17 protein-coding genes are annotated in these 20065 nt (G+C 71.0%); 7 read left to right on the top strand and 10 right to left on the bottom strand.

Going from position 1 to position 20065, the window contains the following annotated elements; all coding sequences use genetic code 11:
- Positions 1-63: 63 nt before the first annotated feature.
- Together K5L49_RS11285 and K5L49_RS11290 are read right to left on the bottom strand one after the other, a co-directional pair.
- Positions 64-1224: a LacI family DNA-binding transcriptional regulator gene (locus K5L49_RS11285; protein ID WP_223692806.1), complete on the bottom strand. Its 1161-nt coding sequence runs from the start codon at positions 1222-1224 to the stop codon at positions 64-66.
- A gap of 90 nt (positions 1225-1314) precedes the next feature.
- Positions 1315-2523 carry an FAD-dependent monooxygenase gene (locus K5L49_RS11290; RefSeq protein ID WP_223692807.1) on the bottom strand — a complete coding sequence of 403 codons (1209 nt, stop codon included), beginning with the start codon at positions 2521-2523 and terminating at the stop codon, positions 1315-1317.
- Positions 2524-2616: 93 nt separating this feature from the next.
- On the opposite strand from K5L49_RS11290, the gene K5L49_RS11295 reads away from it, so the two are divergent.
- Both K5L49_RS11295 and K5L49_RS11300 read left to right on the top strand, forming a co-directional pair.
- Entirely contained in the window at positions 2617-3321 is a 705-nt protein-coding gene (locus K5L49_RS11295; protein WP_223692809.1) for a TetR/AcrR family transcriptional regulator, read from the top strand.
- A 28-nt stretch (positions 3322-3349) separates the two neighbouring features.
- Positions 3350-3709, top strand: coding sequence for a hypothetical protein (locus tag K5L49_RS11300; protein ID WP_223692811.1), 360 nt, complete (start codon positions 3350-3352; stop codon positions 3707-3709).
- A 48-nt stretch (positions 3710-3757) separates the two neighbouring features.
- Here K5L49_RS11300 and K5L49_RS20460 read toward each other — a convergent pair whose 3' ends face one another.
- The 4 genes from K5L49_RS20460 to K5L49_RS11320 all read right to left on the bottom strand — a co-directional run bounded on the left by K5L49_RS20460 (position 3758) and on the right by K5L49_RS11320 (position 7814).
- Positions 3758-5065: an HYR domain-containing protein gene (locus K5L49_RS20460; protein ID WP_223692813.1), complete on the bottom strand. Its 1308-nt coding sequence runs from the start codon at positions 5063-5065 to the stop codon at positions 3758-3760.
- Positions 5062-5274 (bottom strand): hypothetical protein, encoded by a 213-nt coding sequence (locus K5L49_RS11310; protein WP_223692815.1) that lies wholly within the window; start codon positions 5272-5274, stop codon positions 5062-5064. The genes K5L49_RS20460 and K5L49_RS11310 overlap by 4 nt, the downstream gene beginning before the upstream one ends.
- Before the next feature lie 75 nt (positions 5275-5349).
- Complete coding sequence (locus K5L49_RS11315) at positions 5350-6030, bottom strand: response regulator transcription factor (protein ID WP_223692817.1); 681 nt, start codon at positions 6028-6030, stop codon at positions 5350-5352.
- A complete protein-coding gene (locus K5L49_RS11320; RefSeq protein ID WP_223692818.1) occupies positions 6018-7814 on the bottom strand; it encodes a sensor histidine kinase in 1797 nt (598 codons plus the stop codon). Before K5L49_RS11320 ends, K5L49_RS11315 begins: the two co-directional genes overlap by 13 nt.
- Before the next feature lie 160 nt (positions 7815-7974).
- On the opposite strand from K5L49_RS11320, the gene K5L49_RS11325 reads away from it, so the two are divergent.
- The 3 genes from K5L49_RS11325 to acs all read left to right on the top strand — a co-directional run bounded on the left by K5L49_RS11325 (position 7975) and on the right by acs (position 11680).
- A complete protein-coding gene (locus K5L49_RS11325) occupies positions 7975-8466 on the top strand; it encodes a nucleoside deaminase (RefSeq protein ID WP_223692820.1) in 492 nt (163 codons plus the stop codon).
- Positions 8467-8610: 144 nt separating this feature from the next.
- Positions 8611-9489, top strand: a complete 879-nt coding sequence (locus K5L49_RS11330; RefSeq protein ID WP_223692822.1) for a hypothetical protein — start codon at positions 8611-8613, stop codon at positions 9487-9489.
- Positions 9490-9643: 154 nt separating this feature from the next.
- Complete coding sequence (gene acs, locus K5L49_RS11335) at positions 9644-11680, top strand: acetate--CoA ligase (protein WP_223692824.1); 2037 nt, start codon at positions 9644-9646, stop codon at positions 11678-11680.
- A gap of 27 nt (positions 11681-11707) precedes the next feature.
- Here the strand turns inward: acs and K5L49_RS11340 are convergent, their stop codons facing one another.
- Positions 11708-12637 carry an aldo/keto reductase gene (locus K5L49_RS11340; RefSeq protein WP_223692826.1) on the bottom strand — a complete coding sequence of 310 codons (930 nt, stop codon included), beginning with the start codon at positions 12635-12637 and terminating at the stop codon, positions 11708-11710.
- Positions 12638-12699: 62 nt separating this feature from the next.
- On the opposite strand from K5L49_RS11340, the gene K5L49_RS11345 reads away from it, so the two are divergent.
- Positions 12700-13227: a hypothetical protein gene (locus tag K5L49_RS11345; protein ID WP_223692828.1), complete on the top strand. Its 528-nt coding sequence runs from the start codon at positions 12700-12702 to the stop codon at positions 13225-13227.
- Positions 13224-13784, top strand: coding sequence for a 4'-phosphopantetheinyl transferase family protein (locus K5L49_RS11350; RefSeq protein WP_223692830.1), 561 nt, complete (start codon positions 13224-13226; stop codon positions 13782-13784). The genes K5L49_RS11345 and K5L49_RS11350 overlap by 4 nt, the downstream gene beginning before the upstream one ends.
- Here the strand turns inward: K5L49_RS11350 and K5L49_RS11355 are convergent.
- From K5L49_RS11355 to K5L49_RS11365, 3 genes are all read right to left on the bottom strand, one after another.
- Positions 13762-15129, bottom strand: coding sequence for a M1 family metallopeptidase (locus K5L49_RS11355; protein ID WP_223692833.1), 1368 nt, complete (start codon positions 15127-15129; stop codon positions 13762-13764). The two genes, K5L49_RS11350 and K5L49_RS11355, sit on opposite strands and share 23 nt — an antisense overlap.
- Positions 15126-19115: a Pls/PosA family non-ribosomal peptide synthetase gene (locus tag K5L49_RS11360; RefSeq protein WP_223692835.1), complete on the bottom strand. Its 3990-nt coding sequence runs from the start codon at positions 19113-19115 to the stop codon at positions 15126-15128. Before K5L49_RS11360 ends, K5L49_RS11355 begins: the two co-directional genes overlap by 4 nt.
- A 91-nt stretch (positions 19116-19206) precedes the next feature.
- A complete protein-coding gene (locus K5L49_RS11365) occupies positions 19207-19833 on the bottom strand; it encodes a hypothetical protein (protein ID WP_223692837.1) in 627 nt (208 codons plus the stop codon).
- Positions 19834-20065: the final 232 nt, after the last annotated feature.

Genomic DNA, 20065 nt, shown 5'->3' on the forward strand with positions numbered 1-20065 from the left:
TGCAACCTCTGGTGCCGCGAGGCCTCCGCGACTCGGCGGCGAACCCGACGCGGTCGGGACGGATCAGATGCGCTCGGAACTCTCGCGCAGGATCACCTCGACGGGAAGCCGGGTCGAGGTCGGCGGCCGGTCGGGGTCGGCCAGTCGCCGCACCAGCGCCTGCACCGCGGCGCGCCCGAGGAGCTCCATCGGCTGGCGCACAGTGGTGAGGCGAGGTGTCGAAAGCCGCCCGGCGTCGATGCCGTCGAAACCGGTCACGATCAGCACCTCCGGAACGGCGACCTCGGCGATGTGCGCCGCGTCGATCACACCGAGAGCCATCTGATCGTTCGCGCACACGACGGCACGCGGAAGGTGCTCCCGGCGCAGCAGTTCGCGGCCGACGCGGCGCCCGCCCTCGCGCGTGAAATCGCCACGCAGCTCCGGCCCGGCGGGCGGCACGATCCCGGCGTCGAGCAGAGCGCACCGGTACCCGTTCCAACGCTCGGCGTCATCCGGGGAGTCCATGCTTCCGGCGACGTACACGAGGTCGACGACCTCGAGGTCGACGATGAGGTGCGTGACGAGGGCGTGCATCCCCTCGGCGTTCGAGACGGAGACGTGGTCGAGTGCGTCCCCTCGCCGCGGGCCGGCCATCACCACGACCGGGATGCGCCGGGCCAACTGGGCGAGCTCCTCCTCCCCGGCACTGCCGGCGAGCACGATCAGACCGTCGACACGGCCCGCCATATCGCGCACCGTGTCCGGCGCCGTGCTGCCGCGCCCGACACCGACCAGCAGGACGAACCCGCTGCGCCAGGCCTCCAGCTCGCTGCCGCGGAGCACCTCGTCGAAGTACAGATTGAGGGCGCGCGTGTCGACGGCGCCGGCGACGTCGCGCACGATCCGGGCGGAGCCGCGGGACTCGCGCCCACTCTCCGCGGCACTTCCGTCATCGCCGTCGACCTCGACCACGATGTCGCCGATGTCGTCCATCGCATCGAGGCCGGGGAAGAACAGGCCGATCACGCCGGTGCGGCGAGCCGCAAGACCGCGGGCCGAACCGCTCGGGACATACCCCAGAGCATCCACCGAGGCCAGCACGCGCTCGCGGGTCTCCTGCTTGACCGAGTCGGGACGCCCGAACACGCGGGACACCGTGGCGATCGACACCCCGGCATGCGTGGCCACGTCGTAGACCGTGGGGATCTTGCCGATGAGCGACTCCCTCCGTGCACCGAGCATCCATATTACGCACCGCGCGACCGCGCCCGGCTTGAGCTGCCTCGCTGGCGCGACTCCGCCCCTGCCTCCACCCTGCGCCTGCGCCTCGCTCTAGTCCGTCTCCGCCGCCATCCGGCGGGCCGACACGGCATCGTAGTCGGGAACCGCGTCGTCGGTGGCGAAGACATCGGTCAGCTTCATCATCGCAGCGAAGGCGAGCCGGTTCGAGAAGGTGAAGTCGCGCATCCGGATGCGCGCCCGCGACGGCGGGGCCAGGAACGGCCCCGCGTTGCCCGAGCGCGCGATCCGCGTCGGCTTCAGCATTCGGCGGTCGTAGCCGGTGAAGGCCGCCCGATGGTCGCCGCCGGCGTCGGCGAGCTCCCCCGCGAGGACGTACGCCCCGACGAGGGCGAGCCCGGTTCCGAATCCGCCGAGGGTGTTCGCGTAGCCGGCGTCACCCAGGAGCGCGACTCGCCCGGACGTGAAGGCGGTCATCTTCGTGCGCGCCAGCGAGTCGAGGTAGAACTCGTCGCTCGCCACCGCCGCCGCGAGCAGCTCGGGGACGCGCCACCCCGCATCCCGGTAGTGGCACTGCAGGAATCGCTTCTGCGATTCGACGTCGTGCCGGTCGTAGTCCGCGTCTTCGCCGGCGAAGACGAACAGCTGTGGCGCCTTCGAACCACCGAGCACCGCAAGCCGACCCGGCTCGTTGTATGCGTAGCCGAGTTGGCGCCCGGTCGGCAGCACCGTCGGAAGGTCGGTTGGCACGGTCGCACCGACGACGGCGTAATGGTAGCCGAGCGGTCTCACGAACGACGACTCGGGCCCGAACGCGAGGCGGCGAACACCCGAGTGGACGCCGTCGGCCCCGAGAACGAGGTCGAACGTCTCCGAAGCACGGTGCGCGAACGACACCTCGACGCCGCGACCGGTGTCGGCGAGCTCGACGATCCGGTCACCGAAGACATAGTCGCAGTCGTCCGCCGTGTGCCGGTGCAGGATGCCGGACAGGTCTCCGCGAAGAATCTCCAGGTCGCCACCGATGAACTCGCCCGGCATCACCGCTCGAACCCGGTCGGTGTCGTCGATGATGCGCAGATCGGTCTTCGGCGTCTGGGCCGCGGCGACGTCATCCCAGATCCCCATCCGCTCGAGCACGAAGCGGTGGGTGCGCCCTTTGAAGTCCACCGCCTGGCCGCCGGGCCGCAGCGCCGGCGCCTGTTCGACGAGCGTGACCTCGTAGCCGAGTCGGGCCAGCCACAGCGCTGCGGCCGGACCGGCGATGCTCGCGCCCGAGATGAGGACCTTCTTCGATGACATGGGGCAGCCTTCCAATCGTTATTGCGTCCGATGGACACAATTTAGCGTATGGTAGACACAGTTTCAAGAGCCGATGTCGGAAGGAGCCGAAAGATGGCATTCGATCGCACCCTCCTCTGGCCCGGTCAGAGCACACCGAAACGCGGACCCAAGCCGAAGACGAGCCTCGAACGCATCGTCGACGCGGCCATCGGAATCGCCGACGCCGACGGCCTCGCCGCCGTCTCCATGCAGCGGGTCGCCGACGAGATCGGGGCGACCAAGATGTCGCTCTACCGCTACGTACCCGGCAAATCGGAGCTGACAGCCCTGATGCTCGACAAGCGACTCGGCGCACCGCCGACCGCGGAGAACGAGACCGTGGCGCGAACGAACTGGCGCGCGGACCTCACGGCCTGGACCGTCGAGATCCATCGCCGGTTCCTGGCCGCCCCCTGGGCGCTGGAGCTCGCCGTCGGAGCGCGCGTGATCGGCCCGAACGAACTCGCGTGGTACGAACTCGGGCTCACCGCCCTCGCCGGCACCCCCCTGCGGGCGGCCGAACAGCTGGACGTCCTCGCTCTGCTCAGCGGGCACGTGCGCAGCATCGTGCAGCAGCAGGTGACGACCGGCGCACCCGAAGAGGCCACGGCCGCCCTCATGATGGAGATCATCGGGGAGAACGCCACACGGTTCCCCCACGTTGCGTCAGCGTTCGCCGGCGCCTCGGCCGGCGACGACCGCGACAACGCCCTCGCGTTCGGCACCGAGCGCATCCTGGATGGCATCCAGCAGCTCATCGTGACACGCGCCGGCTGACACCGCGCGGGTTCGCTACTCTTCAGAGGTGACCGCTCCGTACCCGAACCAGCCGTCGGCGCCGTCGAGCAGGGCGGCGCGGCTCTCCGTGTCGTTCGCGCTTTTCATCATCGTCGCGAACATCGTCCTCAACCTCGTGGCCGGAGCGGTGCTGTCGAACTCCCCCTCGCCGCTGCTCGCCTGGGCGTCCGTGATCGTGCACCTGCTCATCGTGGCGGCACTGTTCGCCTTCTCGCTCCGCTACGGCCTCGCCGGCCTGCGAGAGACCGCCGGAGGCGCGATGCGCGGGCGCGGATCCGCCATCGCCGGAATCATCCTCGCGAGCCTGCTTCTGGCGTTCACGGTCGGCTCCACCCTGCTTCAGATCGCCGGGGCGTTCGCCGACTGACGTCCCACGGGTGCGCGGCGGCGGCACAGCCAACCATGCGGCGGCGCCTCAGCCAACCATGCGGCGGCGCCTGGCGATCAGGAACGTCGTGGCGCCCACGAGCAGCAGGGTGGCGGCGGCGAGAAGAGCGGCGATGGGATCGCTCCCGGTCGCGGCGAGCGGCGTCGCATCCCCGGCCGCAGTGCCGGTTGGCTCCCGGCCACCGGTGGTCGCATCCCCGGGGCCGGCCGGCACGACGACGGCCTTCGCAGGGGTGACCTGCACCGTGAGCACGGCGGTCGCACCGGTCGAGAGCTGAGTCACGGTGATCGTGTGCGGGCTGGCGTGCGGGAAGCCTACGGCGAAAGACCCGTCCGCTTTCGTGATCTCGTCGCTCGACACGCTCGACACCACCGAGTAGTCCGCCGCAGGCAGCGGCGAGGTTGCGCCGGTGTAGTCGGTGGCCGAGATCGAGAACGTGCTGGTGCCGCCCTGGGCGGGAGCGGTCGCACCCTCCGGGGCGAGGTGAACGGCCGGAGTCTGCGCAGCGCGCACGCGTGCTGTGAACGACGTCGACGACACGTTGCCCAGGGCATCCCTGGCGGTGCAGGTCACGAGGGTGTCCCCCGCAGCGAAGGCCGAACCGCTCGTCGACGAGCAGTGTTCGTCGGCGACATCCGCCGGGTCGACGGCCGGGTCGGCCCAGATGATCGGCACCGACGTCTCCCCCGGTGAGAGCTGACGGATGAGATCGGGAAGCGCCCGGAGGGCGGGGCCGGTGGTGTCGATCGTCGCCGCGGCCGGGGCGACCGCGAGGTTCGTGTCCGTGCTCGCCGCCGCATCCTGGCCGTGCACGGCGCCCGCCGGCAGACCGACCGTCACCGTGCCGTCGTTCGCCACACCGGTGATCGTGACCCGGTAGATGGATGCGCTCGACGAGAGGGCGAGCCCGACGGTGTCGAGCGGAATCGGGTAGTCCTTCGCGCGCTGAACGGGTGTGAGCAGCGACACCGACGCACCGACGGGATGCGCGGTGCCACCGAGGAGGAGATCCGGCGCATCGAAACCCGCGACGGCCTCCGAGAAGCGCACATCGAAGGTCGGCAGTGTTCTCGTCGGCGTGGCTTTCGCCGGGGAGAGGGCGATGCTCGCCGCGAGGGGCAGACCGTCGCAACGCCCGAGGAACTCGCTGCGATTGTCGCTGTCGCCGTCCGCGATGCTGTCGCCGTAGATGCCGGCGATGATCGGGTTCGCGGTCGGCGCAGCAGTGAAGGGCGCGACGATGGATGACCCGTCAGTGACCGTGACGACGTCGTAGGGCGCTGCCGTGAAAAGAACCGTGCCGTTGCCGTCGATGACCTGCGGTGTCGCCGTCACCCCGTCTCCGGCCGTGCCGAACGTCCCCCGTAGCCGGGTTTCGCGGTGAGGCTCCACGAGGAGCAGCCGATGTCGGATGTGGCCATGCGGTCGGTCAGCAGCGACAGGTTGCACGCGGTCAGGCTCAGCGCGAGCGTGCCCGCAATGGCGAGACCGACGCTCCGGCGGATGATCCGCCGACGACGCGGCGAACGGTGTGCTGCCGTCATGTGTGCGATCCCTTGCTCTGAAGCTGACTCCCCAGAGTAGAAAGCGGGGGATGTGCGCACCAGGGAGCTGGGTACCTACCTGATCTCCGCCACCCGACCCGGCGCCGCCTCACTCATCAGGTAGCGGGTCACCGCGCGCACGCGGCGGTGCACATCGTCTTCGGCGAGCAGGCCGAAGGTCTCGTAGATCCGCGAGATGTGGCCGACGACCGAGCGCTCGGTGAGATGCAGGGCTGCCCCGATCGCGGCGTTCGACAGGCCCTGCGCCATCAGTTCGATGATCTGCTGCTGGCGGGCCGTCAGCTCGCCTTCGACGGCCGCCCTCCGGCGGGCTCCGGCCGCCAGGGATTCCACCACTTCCGTGTCGAGGATCGTGGCACCCCCGGCGATCCCGGTCAGGTCGGCGCAGAACCGTTCGATGTCTCCGACGCGCTGCTTCAGGAAGTAGCCGACACCGCCACCACCCCCGCCGATCAGTTCGCGAGCGTACTGCTGCTGCACATGCTGCGAGAGCACGACGACGGCGGTCTCCGGATGCGCGGCACGGATCGCGAGGGCCGCCAGCAGGCCCTCGTCGCGCATCGCCGGCGGCATGCGGATGTCTGTGATCGCGATCGCCGGGCGTTCGTCGGCGACCGCCCGGATCAGCTCGTCGGCCGTTCCGACCGAGCGCACGACCTCGAACCCACGGTCGCGCAGCACCGCCGACAGGCCTTCCCGGATGAGCGGCTCGTCATCCGCGATCACCACCCGCATGGCATCCTCACGCTCACTCTCGTTCCGCCGCCCGGCTCGGAACGGAAAGCGACCCGGCCGCCCATCGTCTCGACCCGGTCGACGATGCCGCGCACCCCGACCCCGCTCGGCTGACTCCCGCGGGCCGTTCCTGTGCCGTTCCACTCGGCGCCGTCGCCGTCGTCGCAGATGTCCATCCGCAGTTCGCCATCGTCGAGGGCGAGGTGAACGGTCACCGAGGATGCGCGCGCGTGCTTCACCACATTGGTCAGAGCCTCCGCCGCGACGAAGTACAGGGCTCGCTGGATGTTCGGCGGAATCCGCTGCTCCGCCTGCGCCATCGAGGGGGAGATCTCGACGGTCGACGGCACCGGCGCGTGACCGGCCAGCCCCTCGATGGCCGCCCCGAGCCCGCGCTCGACCAGCAACGGGGGCATCACCTCGCGCACGAGTCCACGCACTTCGGCGGCGGCGACGTCGATTGCCTGACGCAGGCCGGTCGCGGCCGCCGCCGCATCGGCGTCGTCGAGCCGTGCGGCGAGCGAGCCCGCCTGCATCGACAGCACGACCAGGCGCATCTGCACCCCGTCGTGCAGATTCTGGGCGATCTGCGCGCGCGCGTCGTCGGCGGCGCCCACCAGGCGCACCCGCGAATCCCGAACCTCCTGCTCGCTCCGTCGGAGCCGGTCCGTGAGATGTTGGCGGGCGACAGCGACCGCGATGAGCTGCCCGGCCGCTTCGAGGCGTGAGGAGTCGGTGACCAGCAGTGTCGAGTACACGATCGCCGCCAACAGATTCGGCCCGTCACGGATGGCGTGGACGCCGACACGCTCGTCGTCCGAGCGCATCCGGAGGGCGTGCCCCTCGGCCGGGTCGACCACCACCGAATCGATCGCGTCGCCGCGCAGATCGCACAGCCCCCGGGCCTCCGACCACAGCATCACCTCGGCCGTCGGGTCGCCCAGGAGGCGCGTGAGCGCGTGCGACAGCTCGGGATCACCCACCCCGTGGTCACCGGCCGGGCGGTGCGCCGCGGTGGACTCCGGAACGAACCGCCCGCGCAGCATCCCGAGCACGAAAGCCACCGGCACGCTGCAGAGCAGCACGTACTGGGTCACGAAGAGGGCGACCGGGTTCAGGCCGAGGATCGGCAGCATCGGCACGGCGACCACGGCGATGAGGCCGTACAGGTAGAACGAGGTCAGCAGGCGGCGTGCTGCCGACCCCGCCCGGGCCAGCCGGAGCGCCAGCACGACGACCACGGTGAGCTGCACGGCGAACATGGCCCATCCTTTGACCGCGAGGAGGACTCCCACCGCGCGGTCGGTCGCCCCCGCGACGGCCGACGTCTCGACGACCGCGACGATGACCGCCTGCATCCCCACCACCGTCAGATAGGCGGAGCCCGCGGTGACGCGCTCGACCCACCCCACCAGGCGCCCGCCAGGGTAGATCAGCAGAAGGTGCACGCACACCGCGATGATCGCCGCCGACGCCACCGTGCCCACAAGGCGAAGCGCTGTCTCGCCACTGTTGACGAGGCAGCCGACCACGACCGCGGCGCTCCCCGCGACGATGAGCGCGCCCACCGGATTGGTGGGCCGTCTCTCCCAGGCGGAGATCCCGGCGACGAGGTAGACGGCGGCGACGGCGAAGGGCAGGCCGAGAGAGAGCGCTGCGTCGGGAACCGAGTAGTCGGCGACGACGACCGAGATGACGCTGAGGGCCACGAGCAGGATCACGATCACGGCGAACGCCCGGCGCAGACTGTGCGACGATTCCCCACCCCGGCGGTCTGCCGTCATCCCTCGACCTCTTCTGCTCGGCACCACGCTAGCGCTGACCGGGCGAACATTTGTGCCGAATGCGGCGTCCCAGGCGGCCTCAGGCGATATGTGGCGCAGATGTTGGGGGCAGGATTGGGGTGCGGGAGACACCACCCGCCCGCACCGAGGAGGACAACGGATGACCGACCCCACGACAGTGTCGCCGACCGACGAGACGGTTCTGCGGCGGGCGATCGAGGTCGCCCGCCTCGCCCGCGAGGCGGGGAGCCACCCCTTCGGCGCCGTTCTCGTCACTGCCGGAGGAGCCACCTTCGAGGCGCAGAACTCGGTCGGCGACGGCGACCCCACCGGGCACGCCGAGACGAACCTGGTGCGGCTGGTCAGCATCCGCCTCAGCCGCGAGGAGCTGCGGACCAGCGCCCTCTACGCCAGCACCGAACCGTGCGCCATGTGCGCCGGCGCCATCTACTGGTCCGGGATCGGCCGGGTCGTCTACGCCCTCCCCGAGCAGGCTCTTGCCGCCCTGGTGCCGGCGCAGGACGGCGAGCCGACGCTGGACCTCCCTTGCCGCGAGGTGTTCGCCCGCGGCGGGCAGACCGTCACCGTCGCCGGCCCGGCGCTACTGCCGGAGGCGACCGCCGTGCACGCCGGGTTCTGGGAGTCGCTGTAGGAGTTGCCGCCCCGCGGGAACGGATCCACGTATCGAATGGTCGCAAACTGTCGTTCTGAGCGTCGTTTCGGGCGTCGAAACGATAGTTTGCGACCGCTCAACGGGAACACGGCCACCCGGCGCGGCCGTCCGCCACAATGGAACGTGCACAATCTCGGACTCCTCTTCGACGTCGACGGGCCGCTCGCCAGCCCGGTCACCCGGACCATCGCCATCCGCAGCATCGTCACCGACCTCGTCGCGATGACGGCGGCCGGGGTGCCGATCGCGTTCATCACCGGCCGGTCGGGCGACTTCATCCGCAACCAAGTGGTGGCCCCGCTCCGCGACGCCGGGCTCGCGGACGCCCTCGACCAGCAGGGTGCGCGCATGTTCGGCGTGTTCGAGAAGGGCGGCGCCTGGGCGCCCATCACCGGCGACGGGATGGGGGAGGTGACCGTCGACGAGACCGTGGCGTTCGGCGCCGACGCGGTCGACCGCATCCGGAACCTGGTTCGCGAGCGGTTCGCCGACACCATGTTCTTCGACGAGACGAAGCGCGCGATGATCTCGGTCGAGCAGCGCACCGACGTCGACACGGCGACCTTCGCCGAGGCGCAGGACCATTACTGCGACGCCGCCTTCGACCTGCTCACCGGACTCGGCTACGGTCTGCGCCACGGCGAGCGCGTGTCACCGGATGCGCGCGGCGACGTGCCGTTCCGCATCGACCCGACGATCATCTCGACCGACATCGAGTCGGTGCTGCTCGACAAAGACCGCGGAGCCCAGCGCGCATTCGACTATTTCGCGGCCCGCGGCGCGCTCCCGCGGCGCTGGCGGTCGATCGGCGACTCGCGCAGCGACTACCTGATGGCCGATTTCGTGCACGGCGCCGGCTTCGACGTGGCCCACGTGGATGTGCGGCCGGCCGACGGCATCCTCGACCGGCCCTACGAGGTGATCACGATCGGCGACGCGACCCACGACACCGCCGGCGCCGAGTTCCTCGCTCACTGGCGCAGGGAGCTCGGGCTCGAGTGATGCTGTCCCGCCCTTCCGCGATGGGCTCGGCGCTCGCGGCGCCGGGGGCGGGGCTCACCGCCCTCAGCCTGCCCGCCGGCGCAGCCCCGCCGACTATTGCGCAATACGACGCCGGCCGCCGCGGGCGGCCAGCGCTCCCGGTATCGTCGCAGCGGTGACCACGATCGAGAATCCGGCCGCCCCCACCCGCGTCTACCCGCCCGAACCTGTCTTCGCCGCGCTGGCGAACGTCGGCGAGGAGGCCTGGGAGCAGGCCGCCGATCCTGTCGCCTTCTGGGAGCGCCAGGCCGAACGTCTGCACTGGGAGCGACGCTGGGATCGGGCGCACACCTGGGAACCGGCACGACCGACCGGCGAGGTCGACCCCGACGGGCGCGATGTGCTCACCGTTCCGAAAGCCGAATGGTTCGCCGGCGGCCGGCTCAACGCCGCCGTGAACTGCGTCGACCGGCACGTGGACGCAGGGAACGGCGACCGTGTCGCCATCCGCTTCGAAGGCGAGCCCGGCGACCGGGAGACGATCACCTACGCCGAATTGCAACGCCGAGTGGCGCAGGCGGCCAACGCGCTGGAGCGACTCGGGGTCGGCGAGGGCGACCGGGTCGTCGTCTACCTGCCGGTCATCCCGGAGACGATCGTGATCACGCTGGCGATCGCGCGCATCGGTGCCGTGCATTCGCTGGTGTTCGGCGGTTTCTCTGCCGAGGCACTGCGATTCCGGGTGGAGGACACCGGGGCCAAACTGCTGGTGACCACCGACGGGCAGTTCCGGCGCGGCGCGGCCGTCGCCGTCAAGGAGCGGGCCGACGAGGCTGCGCGCGGCGAGAACGCGATCGAGCATGTGCTCGTGGTGCGGCGCACGGGCGAGCTGACCCCGGACATCCCGTGGACCCCGGGGCGCGACGTGTGGTGGCACGAGGTCGTCGACACCGCGCCGACGACGCACGAGCCGCGGTTCTTCGACGCGGAGACGCCCCTGTTCATCATCTACACCTCGGGCACCACGGGCACCCCGAAAGGCGTGGTGCACACCACGGGCGGCTACCTCACCCAGGCCTCGTGGAGCCACTGGGCACTGTTCGACGCGAAGCCGGACGATGTCTACTGGTGCACGGCCGACCTCGCCTGGGTGACGGCGCACACCTACGTGCTCTACGGTCCGTTCTCGAACGGCGCCACCTCGGTCATCTATGAGGGGACCCCGAACACCCCGCACCCCGGCCGGCATTTCGAGATCGTCGAACGGTACGGCGTCACCACGTACTACACGGCGCCGACGCTCATTCGCACGTTCATGACCTGGTTCCCGAATGGTCTCCCCGCCGACTGGGACCTCTCCAGCATCCGGCTGCTCGGCACGGTGGGCGAGGCGATCAACCCGGCGGCGTGGGAGTGGTTCCGGGCGAACGTCGGGGCCGGGAGTGCCCCGATCGTCGACACCTGGTGGCAGTCGGAGAGCGGATCGGCCATCGTTGCGCCCCTCCCCGGCGTGGCCGTGCTGAAGCCGGGGTCTGCCGGGCGGGCCGTTCCCGGTGTCACCGTGCGGGTCGTGGATGCGCACGGCGACGACGTTCCGAGCGGCACGAGCGGCTTCATCGTGATCGACGGCACCTGGCCCTCGATGGCACGCACGGTCTGGCGCAACCCGCAACGGTACCTCGACTCGTATTGGCGGCCGTATGCTGACCGCGGCTACTTCCTGGCGGGCGACGGCGCCAAGGTGGATGCCGACGGAGACATCTGGCTGCTCGGCCGCATCGACGATGTGATCAACGTCTCGGGCCACCGTCTCTCGACGATCGAGATCGAGTCGGCGCTGGTCGCGCATCCCGCGGTCGGTGAGGCCGGTGTGGTGGGGGTGACGGATGCGACGACCGGGCAGGCCGTCGCCGCGTTCGTGATCCCGGCCAGGTCGTTGACCGCCGAGGAGCGGGCCGACCCCGCCGTCTGGCGGGCTATCGAAGACGAGCTGGGGGCGGCATTGCGCGCCCAGGTGACCCGCGAGATCGGCGCGATCGCCAAGCCGCGGGACATCATCGTGGTGCCCGACCTGCCCAAGACCCGCTCGGGCAAGATCATGCGCCGGCTGCTCGTCGACCTGTTCGACGACCGCCCGCTCGGCGACACAACCTCTCTGCAGGACGACACCGTTCCCGCCCAGATCGCGACCCGCCTCGCCGACCGCGCCTGAAACGCCTGCGAGGCGGGGAGGCGCGGGTCAGGGGAGGATGTGACCGGCGGCGGTGAAGAGGCGGTACCACTCTTCTCGGCTGAGGCTCACATCCGAGCCGGCGGCAGAGTCGAGCAGGTGGTCGACCTTCGTCGTGCCGAGCACCACCTGCATCCGGGCCGGGTGGCGGGTGATCCAGGCGACAGCGATGGCCGCCGGCGCTACGCCGTACGCAGCCGCGAGGTCGTCGATCACCGTGTTGAGCTCGGGATACGCCTGCCGATCGCCGAGGAACACACCGTCGAAGAACGCCTTCTGGAACGGCGACCAGGCCTGCAGGGTGATGTCGTTGAGCCGGCTGTAGTCGAGGATGCCGTTGTCGCGGTCGATCGATTGGTCGAGGCCCACCATGTTGGCGGCGATGCCGGCGGCGATCAGCGGCGCGTGGGTGATGCTCAGCTGCACCTGGTTGATCACCAGCGGCTGTGTGACGAAACGCTTGAGCAGCTCGATCTGTCCCGGGGTGTGGTTGGAGACACCGAAGGTGCGCACCTTGCCGGCCTGCTGAAGTTCGTCGAACGCGGCGGCGACCTCCTCCGGCTCGACCAGCGTGTCCGGCCGGTGCAGCAGCAGTGTGTCGAGGTAGTCCGTGTTCAGCGCGGCGAGCGACTCGTCGACCGTGCGCAGGATGTGCTCCTTCGAGAAGTCGAAGAAGCCGGGACGGATGCCCACCTTCGACTGGATGATCACCGATCCGCGCTCCGAGGCCGGGATCGCGCCCGCCTCGCCGAACCGGCGCTCGCACTCGTGCCGTTCGGTTCCGTAGATGTCGGCGTGATCGAAAGTGGTGATTCCGGCGTCGCGCGCGGCGCGCACCAGGGTGCGGATCTCCTCGTCGCTGAGGGAGCTGATCCGCATCAGGCCGAGGATGATGTCGGAGGATTCGAGGGTCGTGTTCGGAAGCGTGAACGTCTTCATCCCTCTATCTTGGTCCCCCGCGCGCCCACCGCGACCCCCGCGTGGGTCGATATCCTCTCCTCGTGGACGATGCGCGCGACGAGAAGGCGATCGATGGCATCCGCGTGCTGCTCCGGGATGCGGTCGAGCGGCTCGACGTCGCGGGCGCCCGCGACGAGGGTCTCGCCGTCTTCGTGCCGCGGCACCGACGGATGCTGGTGACCCGCGAGGCCGTGCTGCGGCCGGCCGGCCGGGTGTGGCGGCTCGGCGTTCTGCTGCTCGACCGCTCAGGGTCGCTGCATGCCACCGGTTCGATCACCCGCGCCGCTGAGTCGAACCGACCGACCTTCCAATCCGTCTCCGCGGAGACGCGGCGAGAACTGCGCGTCGCGGCGGTGCGCGGGCATTTCGCGGTGGGCGAGACCGTGAACTACGACGCCCCCGAGATCGACCTGTCTGCGGCCGGGCTCCGCGGAGCGGGCGGGCCGCTCGTCCTGCGCGACGGTGTCGCATTGGTGCGCTGGAGCCCGGCGGCCTTCGCCACGGTTCCGTTCGGCCCCTACCTCGCCGAGCGGGTGAGCCTGCTCACCGATCCGCCGCAGGGCGCGTGAGCGTGCTCGGGGAACGGCGCGACCGCGGCCTCCTTCTGCGGGTCGTGCACGGAACACTCTCGGGCCGGCCCGTGCTGCGCGAGCTGGTGTCAGAGCTGTGCGGGGTTCCGGTCTCATCCGTTCTCATTCAGGCGCGCTGCCCAGACTGCGGCGGCGCGCACGGGCGGCCGGTGGTCATGGCTCCGGCGGCCGCCACGCGCATCCGCGTCAGCCTGAGCCATGTGGGCGACACCGTGGTGGCCGCGGCCTCTCTCGACCGCGCGGTCGGGGTGGATGCGGAGCCCGCGGATGCGGCGACGGACCCGGAACGCACCACGGCCATCGAGCACGTCTCCGGGCGGGAGGGCGCCGATCCGCTCGCACGGTGGACCAGCATCGAAGCCGTGCTGAAGGCCGACGGCCGCGGGCTGCGCGTCGACCCGTCGGCCGTCACGTTCGGCCGGTCCGTCGACGGGGTGCGGATGCTGGCCCGGCTCCCCGACAGCGATCGTGTCTATGAGGTGTGGGAGGCGGCGGCCGACCCCGAGCTGAGGATCAGCGTCGCCCGCGAGCTCTGACGGAGGTCGCCGGGGCGGGCGGCAGAGCGGGGAGCGGTTCCCCGTCGAGCCAGGCGTCGAAGAGGGCGTCCAGTCCCGTTGCACCGGCCAGACGCTCGCCGGCGAACGTGCGGAAGTCTTCCGTGGTCACCACCCCGAACCGGTTCTGTTCGGTCCACGCGCGCACGAGGTCGAAGAACGCCGCATCCCCCGCCGTGATCCGGAGCGCGTGCAGGGTGAGCGCGCCGCGCTTGTAGACGCGGTCGTCGAACATCGACGCGGCGCCCGGGTCGGCCAGAACGAGGTCCTGCGGCAGGGCCTGCAGACCCGCATGGTAGCGACGGGCGAGCTGATCGGTCGTCTCGCCGCCGGCGCGCTCCGACCAGAGCCACTCGGCGTAGCAGGCGAAGCCCTCGTTGAGCCAGATGTGCCGCCAGGCGGCGAGGCCGACGCTGTTGCCGAACCATTGGTGGGCGAGCTCGTGGGCGATGAGCCGTTCCGACCCGCCCGCGCCATCCACATGGTTCTCCCCGAAGATCGCGGCGGCCTGCGCCTCGAGCGGGATCTCGAGCGGGTCGGCCGTCACCACGACGGTGTAGTCCTCGAACGGGTAGGGGCCGAAGATCTCCGCGAAGTACCCGAGCATGGTCGCGAGGGGGGCGAAGTCGGCGTGCACGCGGGCCTCCAGCTCCGCAGGGAAGGCGAACGCGACCGAGGTCGGGCTGAGCTCGGCCCGGCGCAGCAGGTAGCGCCCGATCTGCACGGTCGCGAGGTAGGTGGCCGTCGGCTCCTCGCAGTCGTACGTCCAGGTCGCGCGACCCGACGACACAGTGCGGTCGGTCAGCCGACCGGATGCGACGACGGCGTACATCTCCTCGGCCGACACCCGGATGCGGTAGCGGGCTTTGTCGGAGGGGTGGTCGTTGCAGGGGAACCACGTCGGTGCCCCCGAGGGTTGGGCTGCGACGATGACGCCGTCGGTCAGCTCCTCCCAGCCGACCGTGCCCCACGGGCTGCGACGCGGCGCGGGCGATCCGGCGTAGTCGAACTCCACCGTGAACGTCTCGCCGGCGCCGATCATCCGTTCGGGCGTCACCACGACCTTCGACGGCGTCTGCGTGAAGCGGGTGCGCTTGCTGCCGTTCAGCCGCACCTTCCCCACCCGCAGCCGCACGAGGTCGAGACTGAACGACGAGAGCTCCTGCGTGCTCGTGGCGACGATGACCGCTCGGGCGTCGAGGCGATTGGTGGCCACGCGGTACCGCAGGTCGAGGTCGTATGACTCCACCGTGTATCCGCCGTTGCCCGAGTGCGGCAGGTAGGGGTCTCCCGCGTGGTGGGCTCCGGCGCTCTTCGCGCCCGTCATGGCGTCGTCGCGTGGTAGTCGGCGATCGTGACCTCGCGCCACGGGCCTATCGGGTTGCCGCTCCACCGGCTGCGATCCGGAACGAGCTCCCCGCGCATCACCAGCGAGGCCGGCCCGACGGTGGCGTGCTCGCCGATGCGCGCCGCCGGCAGGATGACGCTGTGCGGCCCGAGGGTCGCGCCCGTCTCCAGCGTCACCGTGTCCATGCTCATGATTCGATCATGGAACAGGTGGGTTTGCACCACACAGCCCCGATTCACCGTGGATGCGTCCCCCAACCGCACCAGATCGGCCTCGGGCAGCCAGTAGCTGTCACACCAGACTCCGCGCCCGATCGAGGCGCCGAGACTGCGGAGCCACCACACCAGCGCCGGCGTACCGGCGGCGGCTTCGGCGAACCACGGAGCGGCCACCATCTCGGTGAAGGTGTCCGACACCTCGCTGCGCCAGACGAACGACGACCAGAGTGGATGCTCGGCCACCCGGATGCGCCCGATCAGCACCCACTTCGCCGCCGTACTCACCGCGGCGGCCACGGCTCCGGCCGCCAGCATGACCACACCACTCAACAGGACCGTCGCCAGCAGACCCCAAGCCTCGGCGAGCGCCGCCAGCGCGAACAGCACCGCCAGCCCGATGGCGCAGGTGATGAACACGGGGACGATGCGGCCCAACTCCCAGAGCGTGCGAGCGGTGCGCAGGCCCCCGGACGGGTTGTACGTGCGGTTGTCGTCCCCGGTCGCGGCCGTGCGTCGCAGCCGAACCGGCGGGGAGCCGAGCCACGACGACCCCGGCTTCGATTTGCGCGGTGCGGCGGAGAGCACTGCCACAAGGCCGTCACGAGGAACCCGGTGGCCGGCGCCGGCCATTCCCGAGTTGCCGAGGAAGGCCCGCGCCCCGATCTCCGCCCGCGCCAGCCGCACGCGTCCGCCACCCAGCTCGTAGGAGGCGACAAGAGTGTCGTCGGCGAGGAACGCGCCGTCTTTGACAGTGGTCATGCCCGGCAGCAGCAGCACGGTGGAGGCTTCGACGTCGCGGCCGACCTCGGCCCCGAGCATCCGGAGCCAGACCGGAGTGAACAGGCTGGAGTAGAGCGGGAAGAGCAGGGTGCGTGCGAGGTCGAGCAGCCGTTCGGTCGTCCAGACCTGCCAGCCCACCCGACCGCGAACCGGGTAGGTGCCGGCGCCGACGCCGATGCCGAGCAGACGCACCCCGACGACGACCGCTCCGGCAAGCACGAGGCCGGCAACGAGCGTCGCCGGCACCACCGCCGCCAGCGCCGGCAGCAGCGCGGCGGCGAGCGAGGACGAACCGGCCACGAACACCGCGACGAGCACACCCCCGGCGGCGAACGCCACGACCGGCAGCAGCGCGATCGCCACGGCCGACACCGCATACGCGAGCAGCCAGCGCGTGCGCCGGGCCGGACGTTCCTGATCCCACCAGGCCGAGGCCGGGCCGACCCGCTCGGCAGGCGAGCCCGCCCAGCGCTGGCCGGCTCGAACCCGACCGAACACCGACGAGCCGGGCGCGATCTCGGCGTTCTTGCCGATGCGCGCCCCGGGAAGGAGGGTGCTGCGCGCGCCCACCGTGCTGTTCGCGCCGATGCGGATCGCGCCGATGCGCAGCAGATCCCCGTCGATCCAGTGCCCGGAGAGGTCCACCTCCGGTTCGATGGCCGCGCCGGCGCCGATGCGCAGCATCCCGGTCACCGGCGGCAGCGCGTGCAGGTCGACATCCGGCCCGATCCGGGCGCCGAGGGCGCGAGCGTAGTAGGTGATCCACGGCGCTCCGGCCAGGCTCACCGCTCCGACCTGGTGCGCCACCTGCTCGGCGAGCCACAAACGCAGGTGCACCCCGCCGCCGCGCGGGTAGTCGCCCGCGGTCACACCGGCCAGCAGGAGCCGCGCGCACGCCACCGAGACGGCCATGCGCCCGAACGGCGTCGCGAAGACCAGCAGCCCAACGATGAGCAGCCACAGCGGGGCAGTCGGCAGAAAATCGAACCCGCCGAACCCGTTGAGGATCGCGCTGGCGGTGAGCAGCCACAGTAACCAACGGAAACCGCTCAGCACGAACAAGGGGATGCCGAGCAGAGTCTGCAACCACTGCATCCGCGCCGGCGTCGGCGGAACCGTGTGGGTCGAGGCGGCGGCGACCGGATGCGAACCACTCAACCGCCCCGCGAGCTCGGCCGCCATCGCCCCCAGCCGCGGATGCGAGTAGATATCGGCGACCGTGAACTCGGGGTCGCGCTGCCGGATGCGGGTGACCAGCTGCGCCGCAGAGAGCGAACCGCCGCCCAGGTCGAAGAAATTGTCGTCGGGGTTCGTGACCGGGAGCCCGAGCACCGCCTGCCAATCGGCGGCCAGCTCGCGCACGGCCGGATCGAGGTCGGCCGCGCCGGCCTCCGCCTCGGGCAGCGGCCAGGGGAGGGCCGCCCGATCGACCTTGCCCGAAATGCGCGTCGGCAGGTCGCCCACCACCGCGAGCAGCGGCACCAGGGCCGCCGGCAGTTCCTCGCGCAGCCGCGCCAGCGCCGCCGAGCGGTCGAACGAAGCCGGATCGGCCACGGCCAGGTAGCCCACCAGAACCTGGTTGCCGGCGTCGGTGCTGCGCACTGCGGCCGCCGCCCCGGAGACGCCGGCGAGGCCCTGCAACGCCGACTCGATCTCCCCGAGCTCGATGCGGCGGCCACCCACCTTCACCTGGTCGTCGGCGCGCCCCTGGAAGAGCAGGCCGGCCGGGTCGAACCGCACGAGGTCGCCGCTGCGGTAGGCGCGCTCCCAACCGAGGGTCGGGAACGGAGCGTACTTCTCCGCATCCTTCGCCGGGTCGAGGTAGCGTGCCAGACCGACACCGCCGATGATCAGCTCACCCACCTCGCCCTCCGGAACGGGCAGACCCTCGGCGTTCACGACGGCGAGCGCCCACCCGTCGAGCGGCAGCCCGATGCGCACCGGCTCCCCCGGGGCGAGCAGCGCGCCGCAGGCGACGACGGTCGCCTCGGTCGGACCGTAGGTGTTCCAGACTTCGCGCCCTTCGACCGCCAACCGTTCCACCAGCTCGGGCGGGCACGCCTCCCCACCGAAGATCAGCAGCCGGACATTCTCCAGCGACTCCGCCGGCCACAGGGCGGCGAGCGTCGGCACCGTGGAGACGATCGTGATCCCGCGGGTGGTCAGCCACGGCCCCAGATCCATTCCGCTGCGCACCAGCGACCTCGGCGCCGGCACCAGACAGGCGCCGTGCCGCCAGGCCAGCCACATCTCCTCGCAGGACGCGTCGAACGCCACCGACAGACCTGCCAGCACCCGATCGCCCGGACCGATCGGCTCCCCCTGCAAAAACAGGCGGGCCTCCGCATCAACGAACGCCGCCGCCGATCGGTGACTCACCGCCACCCCCTTGGGCGTGCCGGTCGACCCCGAGGTGAAGATCACCCAGGCGTCGTCGACCGGCAGCGGTGCCGACACGATCGGGGTGGCTGAGGTGCTGGGATGCGCCGGTGCGCCGGCGAAGAGGTCCACATCCGTCGCCGACGCCGCGGCCGCCGGTTCGTGGTCGGACGCAGGATCCTCTGCCTGCTCGGGGCCCGGCAGGTACTCGCCGTCACCGACGATGACACCGCGCACCCGCGCCTCGCCGAACACGAGGTCGGCCCGCTCCAGCGGGTCGTCGGCATCCACCGGGACGTAGGCCGCCCCGGCCGCGATCACCGCGAGGATCGAGATGTACAGTTCGCGGGTGCCGGAGGGCAGACGCACGCCCACCCGGTCTCCGCGCCGCACCCCGGCCAGGGTGAGCCGCGCGGCCACGGCCACGACGCGCGCCATCAGCTCGCGGTAGCTCAACGCCCCCCGAGCGTCTTCCAGCGCCGAGGCGTCCGGATGCGTCTGCACCGTCTCGCGAAGCACGTCGAGGAGCGTGCGGGCGGGCGCCGCCAGATCCTCGCGGTCGATGATGCCCGTTCGAGGTTCAGTCACGTCTCAACTCCGGTCGCCACGAACGCCCGAACGCTCCGGGCACGTGGCTGGAACCCTAGTCACCACCGGTAGCCGGAAGGTGAACGCGACCCTAACCGGCGTCGGCGAGCGCCGCGACGAGGCCCGCCTTCGTGAGCGTCGAGTAGCCCCGGATGCCGGCCGCCCGCGCCCGCAGCCGGAGGTGGGCCACCGTGAGAGTGGAGAGGTCGGACAGGTGCGGCGTGACCGGGGTCGCCCGCGGGTGCGCCGGGGCAGCGGCCGGGGCCGCCTTCTCGGCAGCGGCGGACGTCGCCGGCTTCGCGGATGCGGCCGGCTTCGCACTCCTGGCCGGCCTCGCAGCTGCTGCAACGGGCGGCTTGGCCAGGGTCTCGGCTTTCGCCTTCTTCGTGATCGTCTTCGCCGGTTTCACTGACTCGGCGGCCTTCGCGGGTTTCACCGACGTGGCCGGCTTCGACTGCTTGGCCGACTTCGCCGATTTGGCGGGCTTGGCCGACTTCGCCACCGTCGCCGCTTTCGCCGCTTTCAGCTCTTTCGCGGTCTTCGCGGCGGCGACTTCGGCCTTCTTTCGCAGCGCATCCAACTCCCCGGCGAGCGCCTCGACCTTCTTGCGGCCGCTCTTGTCGGCCTTCTTCGCGGCCCGCTTCGCCTCGGCGATCGCTTCGTCCGCCTTCTCGATCGCGGCCTCCACGGCCTTCTCGAGCTTGGTCTTCTTCGCCATTTCGTCCCCTTCACCTGGGTGCCACGCGGCGTGCTCAGTCTGTCACCGCACCGCTCCGGGCGCACCTGTTCCGCGCCGGCCCGTAAGACGGAGACACGGATCGTGCCCACGACCGCGCGCATCCCGCCCCGAAGCCACGGTGAGAGGTCGCATAGTGCCGTTCTCGGCGTCGAATCGGGCGTGAGAACAACGTTTTGCGACCGCTCGACGACGAACGGCCGATCGAGCTGCG

Source organism: Leifsonia poae (assembly GCF_020009625.1).
In the GTDB taxonomy this organism is placed as follows: domain Bacteria; phylum Actinomycetota; class Actinomycetes; order Actinomycetales; family Microbacteriaceae; genus Leifsonia; species Leifsonia poae_A.

What these genes read in the sequence shown, in the direction of transcription:
- K5L49_RS11285 (WP_223692806.1), bottom strand. Translation starts at nt 1,224, where the DNA reads ATGCTCGGTGCACGGAGGGAGTCGCTCATCGGCAAGATCCCCACGGTC.
- K5L49_RS11290 (WP_223692807.1), bottom strand. Translation starts at nt 2,523, where the DNA reads ATGTCATCGAAGAAGGTCCTCATCTCGGGCGCGAGCATCGCCGGTCCG.
- K5L49_RS11295 (WP_223692809.1), top strand. Translation starts at nt 2,617, where the DNA reads ATGGCATTCGATCGCACCCTCCTCTGGCCCGGTCAGAGCACACCGAAA.
- K5L49_RS11310 (WP_223692815.1), bottom strand. Translation starts at nt 5,274, where the DNA reads ATGACGGCAGCACACCGTTCGCCGCGTCGTCGGCGGATCATCCGCCGG.
- K5L49_RS11315 (WP_223692817.1), bottom strand. Translation starts at nt 6,030, where the DNA reads ATGCGGGTGGTGATCGCGGATGACGAGCCGCTCATCCGGGAAGGCCTG.
- K5L49_RS11320 (WP_223692818.1), bottom strand. Translation starts at nt 7,814, where the DNA reads ATGACGGCAGACCGCCGGGGTGGGGAATCGTCGCACAGTCTGCGCCGG.
- K5L49_RS11325 (WP_223692820.1), top strand. Translation starts at nt 7,975, where the DNA reads ATGACCGACCCCACGACAGTGTCGCCGACCGACGAGACGGTTCTGCGG.
- K5L49_RS11340 (WP_223692826.1), bottom strand. Translation starts at nt 12,637, where the DNA reads ATGAAGACGTTCACGCTTCCGAACACGACCCTCGAATCCTCCGACATC.
- K5L49_RS11355 (WP_223692833.1), bottom strand. Translation starts at nt 15,129, where the DNA reads ATGACGGGCGCGAAGAGCGCCGGAGCCCACCACGCGGGAGACCCCTAC.
- K5L49_RS11365 (WP_223692837.1), bottom strand. Translation starts at nt 19,833, where the DNA reads ATGGCGAAGAAGACCAAGCTCGAGAAGGCCGTGGAGGCCGCGATCGAG.